We start from the raw sequence: 11,686 nt of genomic DNA, 5'->3' as shown, positions 1-11,686 counted from the left end.
CGCCCTTGTTGTTAGTGCCAGAGTATCTTGTTCAGATATTAAAAATGCTGACTTCTTGCTATTTTTATTAATAATTATCAGTATCTTGATTGCAGCTTTGTTATTATACCGACATAAAGCTACTCTAGCAGTTAGGCTGTTTTTTTAGTTAGCAGCTGTAAAACTATTAAATAAAAGCGTTTTATTGCTCCCCTTTACTGACATTAATAGACGCGTAAGCATTACTCAGATGGATAACCCGTAAATGAAATATATTTTCAAGCTTATTAAATTAACTTTTTGGCTCTTTGTATTGAGTTTACTGGCTGTGGGTTATGCTATTTATTTAATTCGTTCTGATGTTGCTGTTGTTGCTGAGGTCGATAAAGTCGACGCATCAAGAATAGAACAAGCAAAGGTATCGCTTAGAGATGTTGCTCATCAAATTAATAACAGTGTCGGTGCGGTAAATTTTTATTTCTCGCAAGGCGATATTGATGCAATTTCAGCTGTCGCATCTTACACTGTGCCTTTAACTAAATTCAGAAGTAATGTGACAGAACACGGCTTTAGCTTATCTGCAACAACAGAAATTAAAACGCCTAAGTTAACGCAATATATTAATTTAAAATGTATTTTATTACCCAAAGGTGAAAAGCTGGCGATAGATTATTGCAGCCTAGGTGAACTTGTTTTACCAAATTGGTTAGTCGAGTGGGGGATTACCCAAGCTATCACACACTATTTTAAAGGCGAAGTGGCAAATAATATTTTGGGACTGGTCCAAACTGCTAAGGTTTCGAGTAAGGGGTTAAATATCACCTTATTACTAAGCGATAACCTTAAGAGTGAAGTGATTTCGGCTATTCAGCAAAACTCACCAATAAATGCGCTTACTGGTCAGGTGGCTGATTTACAAATTTCACCTGAGTTAGTAGCGACTTATATGTCTGAACTGAACCAAATTGAGCAATTAAACCTATCTAGCCGAGATAAAAAGTCTTTACCTTTCTTTATCGGTAAAGCTTTCCAGCTCGCTAAAATTCGTTCGCAAGATAATGATCCAACACTTGAAAACCAAGCTGCGCTTTGGGCGCTGGCGATTTCTTATGGTAGCCGCCGTTTTGGCCATTTAATTGGAGTGCCAAGGGTTGAGCTGGATAAATTATCTAATGCTAGGTTACAAATAGAAGGGCGTGGCGATTTACCATTACACTTTTTATTCTCTGCTGTATTAGAGCGTTTAATGCGACAAGAAATGGGATTAAAAATAGGTGAGCTAAAAGAGTTACTCGATACAAATAAAGGCGGCAGTGGTTTTAGTTTTCCTGACTTAGCAGCTGATAAAGCCGGTTTAGCTTTTGCTAGATACGTGCTCGAACAGCCTAGACAAGCTCAAAATCGTTTGGCCAATATAACCGATGGTATTGTCTTCTTCCCTATGATTCATGATTTACCAGAAGGTTTACCTGAAGCTACGTTCAAGAAAGTATATGGTGACACTGAATCATCAAAATACAAATTGCTTGAAAGAAGAATTGATATGAGAATCGCTGAACTACCTTTATATCAATAAGTGATTCAGCTATTCGCTTTATATATTACGTTTTGAGATAATTGTTATCGCTGTAGTTTAACTTTGCCTGTTAGTTCAGCTACAGCCATCTTCTAACTTGCTGTAAATAAACTAGATACTCTTTACCAAATAATTGAGATAAAGCAGCCTCTTCTTTACTTATTTGCAATTTATTCATTAAAGGCACAAAGCCAAATGCGATAAGTAATGAGGCTAGGTTATTTAAAATGATCCCCCAACTCAATAAACTGATTAACATAGCTAAGTACATAGGATTTCGACTATAGGCATAGATGCCTGATTTGACTATTTTGCTCGTTGATTCAGGCGATAGTGGGTTAACTGTGGTTTTATGACGTCTAAATTGTATCCCTGAGATAGCTATAATAATTAAGCTTAATATCAAGCCTACTAAGCCTAAGCTGTATTTTATGCTTTGGCTTAAGCCCAGCTCCAAAATGTTTAATTGATTAGCTATCAACATAATTAGAGCGATTAAAGCTAACCAAGTAACAGGGATCATTTTCATTTATTTTGTTCAGCTAAGTTAAATTGATAAATCTTTAAATCGAAGTAGTTAGCGGCACAAAGTATGTGATCAAATACATCGGCTTGGATTGCTTCATACTTCTTCCAATTAGTGTCACTAAAGCAATATATTTCAAGCGGTAGACCTGCCGATGACGGTGCTAACTGGCGGCACATAATTAACATGTCGCTTCTAATTTCAGCTTTGCTATTTAAGTAAGCTTCAATATAGGCTCTAAAGGTACCCAAATTAGATAATACTCTAGTCGCGGGGAGCTCATTTGGTTTGGCGATAGAAACACCTGAATCTAGTTTGTTTTTTAAGTAATCAGCCAATAAAGGGTGATCTTTTATTTTGTCATAGTTCTCTTGGCTTAAGTGCCCTATGCTAGCTTGGTCTAAATAGATGGCTCGTTTAATTCGTCGCGCGCCAGTTTCTTCCATTCCGCGCCAGTTCGTAAAGCTATTCGAGACTAAGTCATATACTGGAATAGAGGTGATGGTTTTATCGAAATTTCTAACTTTAACTACGGTTAAGCCAACAGAAATAACATCACCGTCAGCGCTACCTTTTTTAAATTCTATCCAATCGCCTACCCTGACTAAGCGGTTTAATGAAAGTTGAACGCCTGCAACAAAGCCTAAAATGACATCCTTAAAGATTAACATTACCAAGGCCATAGCAGCTGAAATACCGGTTAGGAGAGCGAGCGGCGACTTGTTAAATATGATTGAGACAATAAAAATAATTGAGACTAGGTAAACAGACAATACTGCGAGCTGACGTATATTATCGATAGGTAACGTTTTTAAAGATGATATTTTAGAAAAGGCATCTCTAATCGTATTGATTACACTTAAAATTACAGATGCTGCGACTAAGGTTATGAGAATACTGATCGCACGGCTAAATATGCTTTCTACTTCTTCTGGCATATTGAACTGAAGCTTGACGAGTTTATCAGTGAAGATAATCGGAACTATCATCAAAATGCGACTAATGAAGTGGTTATCCATTAGTAAATCATCCCAATCGTGTTTAGTTCTTTCTATTGCTTTATATAGCAGGGGCAGCAGTAGCTTAAAAGTGATAATGCTGAGCAATAAAATTAAACAGATAATAATGGTGATTTGTGCCATTAAATTGAGTTCTGAATTATTGAGAAGAGATTGTAGAAATTGCACTTAATTAAACACCTAAAATAAAACGACGATTAAACTCATAGTTTAATCGTCGTTGGTAAAAAGCTAAACTGAAAAATAAGCTTATTAGCTATTCTTAGCGTTTTCAGCTGCTTCTTTGATTAACGGAACCGCTGTAGCCATCATTTCAGCAATGCTGTTAGTAACGGCTTGTATGCCTGTTTTAAGGTATTTTTCACCTTCCGGCGTCGCTAAATATTGTGAATATTGATTTATTTCCGTCACAGAAAAATCTTGATAAGTGTAATGAGACATTAAAATCATTTGTTGCCAAACCATCTGTTGCATCATGCCTTTCATTTGGCTAATGGCTTTTTCAACATTCTGAGAATTTGGCTGCTCATTAAATGCGTCTAAACCAGATAAGGTTGCACGTAATATTTGCTCTACCATGCCCATAGCGGCTTCAGTTAATTTTGAAGTTTGGACAAAGTTTTGTACCGCTTGAATCCTGTCTGCCGCTGGTGGGTTAGATTGAAACCCCATAGCAAACATTTGCATATCTTGGATTGCCGCTGGGTTGGATGATTTGGTTTCTGCTTTTGCAATGCGCGAACCTAGATCTGACTCGATCCATCCTTCAATTTTTTGTAATTCAGCTAAACTCATCCCATTATTGAAGGTTTCAACGATAGTTTGTTTCGCTTTATGTTGATCAAATGAAGCGACTAAAATTTGCGTCACCGTATCGACTATTTTCGGATTTTTGGCGTAAGGCTTTTGTTGTAAAGCTTGCGCTTGAAGTTGTTCAGGTAAGCTTGAAATACTACGTTCTATGCCCGAAACTTGAATTACTTTTTCGATTAGTGCTGATTTGTCTGTTGTCGCAGCAATGCTTAAAGTTGGTAAAAGTATTGATGCTAAGCAAATTAATTTTAATTTTTTAAACATATTTATATCCTTATGCTTGATTGACTGTTTGTACCCAAAGTGTGCCAACCTCAGCTTTGATAACTTCTACTTCGTTACCTGCTGAAATTGGTGTTTGGCTTTTTACTTTCCAAGTAATACCAGAATATTTGTGCTGGCAATTGCCTTCTAGGTTTACTTCTTGGTCAACAAAAAATTTAACCCCAACAAAGTCGCTTTTCACTTCCTTTTTCTCGGTTCGGTTTTGCATATTTTTCAACGGCTGCCATAACAAGAATGTCATTAACGTTGTGATTATCGCGTTCGATAATAATATGCTGGCTAAAGTCTCTGGCAATAGCCCGATCCAGATAGCGCTGCCTGTTAATACTAAAGACAAACCTAAGAAAAATAATATAAAAGTCGAAAAGCCGAGAATCACAACTTCAATCGTTAGGAATAGAATCCCTAATGCTATGAGAGATTCTGCTAAATGGTTTGAGATTAAATCTATCATTAGCCTTTACCGTGGTTTAATGCATTTATAATAGTTGTTGCTTGAGCAACGATAGAGCCAGCGTCTGTTGCACTGTCAGGTAATAAAACAACACTAGACTCTTTAGCAATGGCGTGTTTAGCGGCAATTGCTTTACTTGCTAAGTCGAGTTGAATCGCTTTTTGGCCTTCGTCTGTTGCAGCTGCATCACCAACAACTTTTAGTGCTTGCGCTTGCGCATCTGCGACTGAGACTATCGCTTTTGCTTCACCTTCAGCGGCTAATACTTGCTCTTGCTTTTCTGCTTCGGCGGCTAAAACTCGGGCTTGTTTTTCACCTTCTGCTATGTTGATTGCAGCTTGCTTTTCACCTTCAGATTCTAAAATTTTGGCTCTACGTTCTCGCTCAGCTTTCATCTGAGATTCCATCGAGTTCATAATAGAATGCGGCGGTGTAATATCTTTAATTTCATATCTGAGTACAGCTACGCCCCAAGACTCTGCCGCTTCGTTTATTGAAGTTACAATTTTTGAGTTAAGCATGTCTCTTTCTTCAAAGGTTTTATCCAGATCTATTTTACCGATTTCTGAACGCATTGTAGTTTGGGCTAATTGGGTGACAGCAAATACATAATCTTCAACGCCGTAAGTCGCTTTATATGGGTCTAGCACTCTAAAATATAAAACGCCATCTACAGTCAAAGAGATATTGTCTTTAGTGATAGCCGCTTGACTAGGGACATCAAAGGCTTGCTCTTTTAATGATCTATCGGCAGATATTTGATCGATAAAAGGGATAATAAAGTTTAAGCCGGCTTCTTTGGTTGATTGATATTTACCAAATCGTTCAATTATCCAAGCTCTATTTTGTGGGACAAATTTAATTGATGATTTTAATGTGATAATCGCAAATGCAAATGCTGCAAATGGGATAGTAAAGATGTATTCAAATATTAATTCCATTTTGATTCCTTATTGATGACATATTATGTCTTGGTGGTGTCCAGTATTATACTTAAGTTAATTTATTGCACTGAATTTAACCAGAATAAATAAAAAATGTGAATTAATTCACATTTTTTATTTTGTTTTGGCTTGAGTTTATATCTGGGAGTTTATTCTATTTCGACGCCTAAGTTGGTTACACCATCAGCTAGCGCTTGGCTTTTCAACTCTTTGTGATGATGTTTCTCGAATTTTTTTATTTTCTCTACGCTATCTAAAAATTCATTCTGCGTATCTATTTCCCATATCATATGAGGATTTTCTAGCGCTTCTTTACTATGTTCAGCTTCACCTGACATGATCAACATTCGCTCAATTGTGCCCTGAGATATGATTGAGATGTAAACGGCTTCTTTGTGTTTAAATTCAGACTCCTCTAACAAAGCTAAGTTAGACACTAGCGCCATTGCCGCATCAACGGCCGCAAATGCTCCTATACCATCCGAGTCTTGAGTTGCAGGTATAACTTCTTCAATTTTTTGCTGTTGTAGATTTACATCTATTTTAAATTTGGGCGTGTACAACCATTGCCAAAGTAGCTCTGTAATATTCTTGAGGACTTTAGGATCGCCTTGTTGGCTCAATTCGGAAAACAGCTGATAATTTGGCAACATGCGTTCAATTAGCATTAAATTGAAAGCGATTTGTTGGCGAGCATTTAATGCTCTAATTCGTGCAAAGGTAGAGGGTTTATTCATATTATTCTTTATATTCTATTCAGTTGCTGGATCATGACCGCATTGCCAACAAATTTCAAATGTTCCAGAGTTTTCTTCGTCACATTGACGACAAAACCAGCTAGATTCTGCATTCGTCTCAAATTTATGAACTAAATCTTTCGCTTGAGTAAATTTTGTATGGAAGACGAGTAATTTTATTTCTGTTTCTGTTATAGGTATTTCACCACTAGCACCTGAAAGGGCTTCTCCTATTAGCTTGGTTTCAATGCCTTGTTGAGTGAGCAAGCCTTTTATACAATGGATAGTAATCGAATTATAGTCTGTATAAACACATGGCCACTCATCTAATTCTTGCATCAGTTCTCCTCTGTTTGTCTTAATTGTTTTTCGGCATATTCAAACTTGAGTTTGTATTCCATTAAATTCTGCTGGCTATTTTGTTTAAAGTTGTCGTATTCAGATTGTACTTTTTGTAAGTCTTCTCTAAGCACTTTGATGGTTTGACGCGCGATGCTGGCATCGTTCAAATTTTTATCTTTAACTTGTTCCAGTTTATCGTTTAGTTTTTTACTCGTATCTATTTGGTTGTCTAACTTATTGCTGAGGTTTGCTAACTCAGCTTTTAATTCTGAAATTTGAATTTCAGTTTGTTTGATTAATTCTTGTTTATTCTTAGCTTCTTGCTTGTAACTTTCAATTAAGCTTGCTGAATCTCTTTGTTTGTATTCATGAGCTGTTTCAAGTTGGGTTATTTGTCTTTTAAGTTGCTCTGTTTGTTGTGCGAAATCATTTTTTTGATGTTTATGCTCTTGTTTTAGTTGGTCTATTTCTCTTGATTTTAAGTCTATTTGCAGTCTAAATTCATTCGTTAGTTGTTGATTCTTACTCTCTAATTCAGCAATGGTTGAATCTTTAAATTGTAGTTCTTTATTTTGTTCCGCTAACTTATCCGCTTGAGTCTCTAACTTCTCTTTATCTATATGTTGGCGCTCTTCTGTTTTATTTTTTAACTCAGCAAGTTGAATGGTTAAGCTTTCTAAGTTTTTATTTTTATCCATTATCTCTATGTGAGCAGCACTTAGCTCTGATTTCAGCTTAGAAACTTCCTTGTGTTTGTTTTGCTGAAACGCTTCTAGTTCCGCTTCTAAATTTGCACTTTCCGCTATATGTCTGGCTAGCTGAGCTTCGCTTTCTTTTAGTCTTGAATGAAGCCTGTGATCGCTTTCAAGGGCATTGTTTTTTTCTTTATCTTGGCTTTCTTGTAGTAATTGAATTTGTTGTTTGTATTGCGCCACTTGCTGCTGTAAATTTTGGGTTTCTGCTTTATAAGTTTCAATTTCAGCGGTTAAGTTCTCTTCTTTCTTTTGTGCTAAACGTTTCTCTGTCGTGCTTGCCTCTTGTTGACCGACTAGTGCATCACTTAATTGGATCTTATAAGTTTCTATTTCACTTTTAGCTCCTTCGAGTTGGCGCCATAAGCTGCGGTTTTCTTCTTCTTTTTGATCTAATAAATGACGGCTTTGATCGGCTTGCGAAAACGTTTGGTCTAACTGCTTTTGATTTTCAGTTAAGTTACTCTGCTTTTGCTTGAGCTCTGCCCTTAGCTTTTTTATCTCAATTGTTAATTCGGTTTGTTTAGCAAACTGTTGGCTTGTTTGAGTTGCCATGTTTTGGTGTAGTTGTTCTAACTTTAATTCTGCTTGCCGAGTGAGCTCGGTATTTTGCTTTTCTATCTCAGTTAAAATGCTCTGAAAAGTCGAAGATAATTTATTTGAAAGGCTATCTGGCAATAAAGCCCTTTGGTTCATATTTAGTTGTTCTAAGTGATGTTGCCAAATCTGGAAGCACTGCTGTGCCTTTTCTGGTGAGAAGTGCTCTGATAACACTTGGCGATCAACAAATTGACCTTGAGCTCTTAACTGCAAACCAAGTTGAATTACATCGTGATCTAAATTCGCCATAACTGAGTCCATGTGATGAGTATTAAGCCTAAGCTAGATTATATACAGGGGTAAAGTAACCTAAATCCGAGTTGAGTAATTTATCCTTTCCCAAAATAATTGTTATGGACTTAGTTTAGTTTGTACTTGGTTATCTTGCTAAGATCTTTGTTTGATTATTTGAGTTTTTAGGCGGGAAGTCTAGGGTGAAAGAAGATTAGGCATATCGGTTTAGATATGCCTAAAAAATATTAGGCTAGTTTAAAGTCTGACAATCTTTCTGCTTCATCAGTTACCAGCTCTTGATATTCGGCTTCGGCTTGAACCCGAATATAGTCTTGTCTCATTCTTTCCTTTTTATCTAGCTTTTTCCTTGCTTCAAGTATCGCTAGGTGTTTAATTTTTTCATTTAAATTATGTAAGGAAGGATATTGTTTTGGATAGTCTTCAGTCATAGCGTTCGACAGGTGAGACAATAAGACTGATAATCTAATCGCTGCTTCTCCTACATCGCATTGCTGTTGGCAAACGGCTTTTGCTATGGTTTGTATACTGAAAACCAAATCTTTATCTTTTTTTATTTGGGCTTCTACTTGCTGCGCTAGATGCTCTTTTACTTTTAAATTTTGTTGTTTTAGCTGGAAAAGTAATTTTCCAGCATAAAAGGCTAATCCCGCAATAATTAAAACCGCTAATATTGCTAATGTGATTAGTAGGCTGTTACTCATTATTCAAAATCACCTTTATCTAATTTTGCATTTTCAAATTCAGCTAATAAAGCGTCTTCTTCTGAAAGCTCTTCTTCGGCTAGGCCTAGTTTTTCTAACAACCAGGCGTGACGATCTGTTTTCTTGTTTAACTCGGCCATTTCATTCGCGTTTAATGTTTCGCCATCATCAAAGCGTGAAAGTAAATCGGCTAGTTTCTCATCCTGCTCTAATTGGTCTAATTCTAAGGTCCACTTTTCGGTCTGATCTGGCGCTTTATTTTCATTAACCAGTTTGGCTTTAGGCTGTGTTTTTGGAATATTCGTTTTAGTTTCATTAACAACTAGAGAGATAGGCTTTTTGCTGCCTAATCGCTTATCTTTAGGTTGATTCGAGTTAGTTTGTTCTGACTTTAATGCTGTTATCGAGTTGCGGCTACCAGGCTTATGACCTTTACCGTGTGCTTTAGTCTCGACATGATTAGACACTTTTGGGGTTTTAACTGTTTTGCTGTTAATAATTGAACCAGCTTTACGAGATTTTTTTATACGGGTCATAAATTGCAACTAGAGAATAAGGAATTATGAGGTATTTTAGCATGAGCTTGGAGTAGGGTTAAATTAGATTTTGCAAAGAAGGGGATTATAAAAACAAAAAGCGGCCCAAGCCGCTTCGATATAGATAGTCTCTCGACTATCTGATAATTCTGAGTCCACATTCCAAGTGGTATAAGACTGTCCCGGTCAATCTCGCCTTAATGTTATTATTATATCCAATATTATTGTTATTAGCTGTCCTAGCTTTATAATTTCCTAGTTTGGTTAGTAGCCAACCTTGACTTCAAATTAACCATCCATGTTAAACCTAAATTTCCACTTTGTTATTTTCGCTTCCTTACTGAGTTTCCTTACCAAAATTATCCTGTTTTTAATTTAACTGTTGACGTTGTTTTCCTAACAACGCGGACAAATTTACTCCGATTATATTTTTTAACAACTAATTAACCTAAATGGTTTTTCAATCAAATTTGAGAGATATGATATCTAATTGTATTTATTGTGTTTTTTAGTTTTTCATTTAAATTTTTGAGCAATATCTCACAGGTTTTGTTGGTTTATGTCTTACGTCGATGTGAGATATATCCTACATGGTGGGTATTTCATATTTGTTACAGTTTTGTGGCTGTTGGTATCTGTCATTCGAAATAAGATTCTCAGTCACTTGATAACTAGGCTCTACATAGCACTTATTTAAAATTTAGCTTTGGTAAGATATTTCGGTATGTATCTCGAATACGGGTAATATCATTTAAAACATGCATGTTACCCGTCATTGTTGCCAAATGGACAGCTGATAACATTACTAATCCATTTGAATTAACTAGTATTTGTTCCAACAACTGTAACGGATAGCCTTCACCGTGTCGTTTCATCGCATGAATTCCACCGTGTACGTAAGAGCTTGAAGCTTTCCAAGTAACATCTCTAAACTCAGTCAGCATTCGAGTAGCTTCAGCTGGTGCTTTGCCATCAATCTGCTTAATCATTTCGACATGCGATGGTAGGCCATTATCAGCATTAGCCGTATTTATAGATAAGTTTTGCATGATTCGCTCAACTTTTTTCTCAGAAGCTCCCCAGAGTAGCCATACAGACCTTGTCAAAGCATCAAATTGAAGCCGTAACAACGATATTGCTGAAGTGCAGTTACCAATCTTCATTAAGTTTTGTAGAGAGTGAGCATGTTCAATTGCAATATCACACATCACCCAACTGCCCGCCCACCTTTTAATACTCTGGTTTGGGCCAAAAGAAATTATTGGGTTTAGTTCATCAAGAAGAGCAGCTGAACCAATAAGTAACTTTTCCATAAGTGTATTATTGTCCAATTTTTTCCAAAAATACGCTTCTAAGTTCCAGTGCAGATTCACTATAGTGAGCTTCTCTATGGTGATTAGGGCACAAAGCAATGACATTATTAGGGTGATCTACACCACCTTCAGATAGAGGGGTGATATGATGGCTTTCTAGGTAAAGAGAACCAACTTTGGTTTTGAAACCTCTTACGCCGCAATACTCACAATGACCATCAGCACGAACCAACACTTGCTCTCTAACGGCCTTACTTCTAGAATAGCTTGTAGTGGTTGTTTCTTGCTTTTCGGGTTGAATGGGTTCTAGTTCTCGAAATGAAAACTGGTCAATAAAGGCAGGGACTAATTTCCCTCGCTGAAGTAGACAGTCGCCATTATCTCCATACTTTTTTATATACCAATTAATGGGATCTAGGAATCTCCTATCCGCATTAGATTTGGTATCAAGCTTTTTAAGTTTTGGGTTTTCATCACACATGATAACCCTTATTGGAGCATTTAACCTTGCAGCATTTTGCAATGAAAAGTCCATATTAAAAGCGCGGCGTTTCTGTATCCCTTTGAACTCTTCGGCTTCACTTCTTAAATTAAGTTGCTGAATTACAATACCATCAATAATTTCACAATTATCAAACCAAAGGTTTAATACAAAAATATTATTTTTTCGTTCTTCAAATGACCACTCATAACAATATTTAGGGTTCATTGAAGCTTTTTCTGCACCACCTTTGAAATTTGCCCAATCAGAAATATCAATACCTGCCTCTTCAACAAGCTCTATAATTTTTCTATGTGATGTTGGCCTTAACTCTTCTAGATCAATCTCTGACAAAACTCTAATTCCCTTTATT

13 protein-coding genes are annotated in these 11,686 nt (G+C 36.5%); 1 reads left to right on the top strand and 12 read right to left on the bottom strand.

Annotated features, from left to right (window positions below):
• Positions 1-244: 244 nt before the first annotated feature.
• Positions 245-1,555 (top strand): YfiM family lipoprotein, encoded by a 1,311-nt coding sequence (locus XM47_RS05600; protein ID WP_048690617.1) that lies wholly within the window; start codon positions 245-247, stop codon positions 1,553-1,555.
• 79 nt (positions 1,556-1,634) lie between these two features.
• Here XM47_RS05600 and XM47_RS05595 read toward each other — a convergent pair whose 3' ends face one another.
• The 12 genes from XM47_RS05595 to XM47_RS05540 all read right to left on the bottom strand — a co-directional run bounded on the left by XM47_RS05595 (position 1,635) and on the right by XM47_RS05540 (position 11,667).
• Positions 1,635-2,084, bottom strand: coding sequence for a methyltransferase family protein (locus XM47_RS05595; RefSeq protein ID WP_053084517.1), 450 nt, complete (start codon positions 2,082-2,084; stop codon positions 1,635-1,637).
• Complete coding sequence (locus XM47_RS05590; protein ID WP_245623421.1) at positions 2,081-3,268, bottom strand: mechanosensitive ion channel family protein; 1,188 nt, start codon at positions 3,266-3,268, stop codon at positions 2,081-2,083. Before XM47_RS05590 ends, XM47_RS05595 begins: the two co-directional genes overlap by 4 nt.
• Positions 3,269-3,352: 84 nt before the next feature.
• The gene (locus XM47_RS05585; RefSeq protein ID WP_048690615.1) at positions 3,353-4,177 is read right to left on the bottom strand and encodes a hypothetical protein; all 825 of its coding nucleotides are present in this window, start codon (positions 4,175-4,177) and stop codon (positions 3,353-3,355) included.
• Positions 4,178-4,187: 10 nt separating this feature from the next.
• On the bottom strand, positions 4,188-4,652 hold the full coding sequence (locus XM47_RS05580) for an NfeD family protein (RefSeq protein WP_077066489.1): 465 nt from the start codon (positions 4,650-4,652) through the stop codon (positions 4,188-4,190).
• Positions 4,652-5,593 (bottom strand): SPFH domain-containing protein, encoded by a 942-nt coding sequence (locus XM47_RS05575; protein WP_048690613.1) that lies wholly within the window; start codon positions 5,591-5,593, stop codon positions 4,652-4,654. Before XM47_RS05575 ends, XM47_RS05580 begins: the two co-directional genes overlap by 1 nt.
• 152 nt (positions 5,594-5,745) lie before the next feature.
• Complete coding sequence (locus XM47_RS05570; protein WP_048690611.1) at positions 5,746-6,333, bottom strand: DUF416 family protein; 588 nt, start codon at positions 6,331-6,333, stop codon at positions 5,746-5,748.
• 15 nt (positions 6,334-6,348) lie between these two features.
• A complete protein-coding gene (locus tag XM47_RS05565; protein ID WP_048690609.1) occupies positions 6,349-6,672 on the bottom strand; it encodes a putative signal transducing protein in 324 nt (107 codons plus the stop codon).
• The gene (locus XM47_RS05560) at positions 6,672-8,276 is read right to left on the bottom strand and encodes a coiled-coil domain-containing protein (protein ID WP_149865462.1); all 1,605 of its coding nucleotides are present in this window, start codon (positions 8,274-8,276) and stop codon (positions 6,672-6,674) included. The genes XM47_RS05565 and XM47_RS05560 overlap by 1 nt, the downstream gene beginning before the upstream one ends.
• Before the next feature lie 230 nt (positions 8,277-8,506).
• Positions 8,507-8,983, bottom strand: coding sequence for a DUF2489 domain-containing protein (locus XM47_RS05555; protein ID WP_048690605.1), 477 nt, complete (start codon positions 8,981-8,983; stop codon positions 8,507-8,509).
• The gene (yihI, locus tag XM47_RS05550) at positions 8,983-9,519 is read right to left on the bottom strand and encodes a Der GTPase-activating protein YihI (RefSeq protein ID WP_048690603.1); all 537 of its coding nucleotides are present in this window, start codon (positions 9,517-9,519) and stop codon (positions 8,983-8,985) included. The genes XM47_RS05555 and yihI overlap by 1 nt, the downstream gene beginning before the upstream one ends.
• A 689-nt stretch (positions 9,520-10,208) precedes the next feature.
• A complete protein-coding gene (locus XM47_RS05545; protein WP_149865461.1) occupies positions 10,209-10,832 on the bottom strand; it encodes a DUF6988 family protein in 624 nt (207 codons plus the stop codon).
• 7 nt (positions 10,833-10,839) lie between these two features.
• Positions 10,840-11,667: an HNH endonuclease gene (locus XM47_RS05540; RefSeq protein ID WP_048690600.1), complete on the bottom strand. Its 828-nt coding sequence runs from the start codon at positions 11,665-11,667 to the stop codon at positions 10,840-10,842.
• Between the last annotated feature and the right edge of the window lie 19 nt (positions 11,668-11,686).

Source organism: Catenovulum maritimum, assembly GCF_001050375.1.
Taxonomy (GTDB): Bacteria; Pseudomonadota; Gammaproteobacteria; order Enterobacterales; family Alteromonadaceae; genus Catenovulum; species Catenovulum maritimum.
The sequence above is the reverse complement of the archived record's forward strand: the minus strand, read 5'-3'. Positions and strand labels throughout refer to the sequence as shown.

What these genes read in the sequence shown, in the direction of transcription:
- XM47_RS05600 (WP_048690617.1), top strand. Translation starts at nt 245, where the DNA reads ATGAAATATATTTTCAAGCTTATTAAATTAACTTTTTGGCTCTTTGTA.
- XM47_RS05595 (WP_053084517.1), bottom strand. Translation starts at nt 2,084, where the DNA reads ATGAAAATGATCCCTGTTACTTGGTTAGCTTTAATCGCTCTAATTATG.
- XM47_RS05585 (WP_048690615.1), bottom strand. Translation starts at nt 4,177, where the DNA reads ATGTTTAAAAAATTAAAATTAATTTGCTTAGCATCAATACTTTTACCA.
- XM47_RS05580 (WP_077066489.1), bottom strand. Translation starts at nt 4,652, where the DNA reads ATGATAGATTTAATCTCAAACCATTTAGCAGAATCTCTCATAGCATTA.
- XM47_RS05575 (WP_048690613.1), bottom strand. Translation starts at nt 5,593, where the DNA reads ATGGAATTAATATTTGAATACATCTTTACTATCCCATTTGCAGCATTT.
- XM47_RS05570 (WP_048690611.1), bottom strand. Translation starts at nt 6,333, where the DNA reads ATGAATAAACCCTCTACCTTTGCACGAATTAGAGCATTAAATGCTCGC.
- XM47_RS05565 (WP_048690609.1), bottom strand. Translation starts at nt 6,672, where the DNA reads ATGCAAGAATTAGATGAGTGGCCATGTGTTTATACAGACTATAATTCG.
- XM47_RS05560 (WP_149865462.1), bottom strand. Translation starts at nt 8,276, where the DNA reads ATGGCGAATTTAGATCACGATGTAATTCAACTTGGTTTGCAGTTAAGA.
- XM47_RS05555 (WP_048690605.1), bottom strand. Translation starts at nt 8,983, where the DNA reads ATGAGTAACAGCCTACTAATCACATTAGCAATATTAGCGGTTTTAATT.
- yihI (WP_048690603.1), bottom strand. Translation starts at nt 9,519, where the DNA reads ATGACCCGTATAAAAAAATCTCGTAAAGCTGGTTCAATTATTAACAGC.
- XM47_RS05545 (WP_149865461.1), bottom strand. Translation starts at nt 10,832, where the DNA reads ATGGAAAAGTTACTTATTGGTTCAGCTGCTCTTCTTGATGAACTAAAC.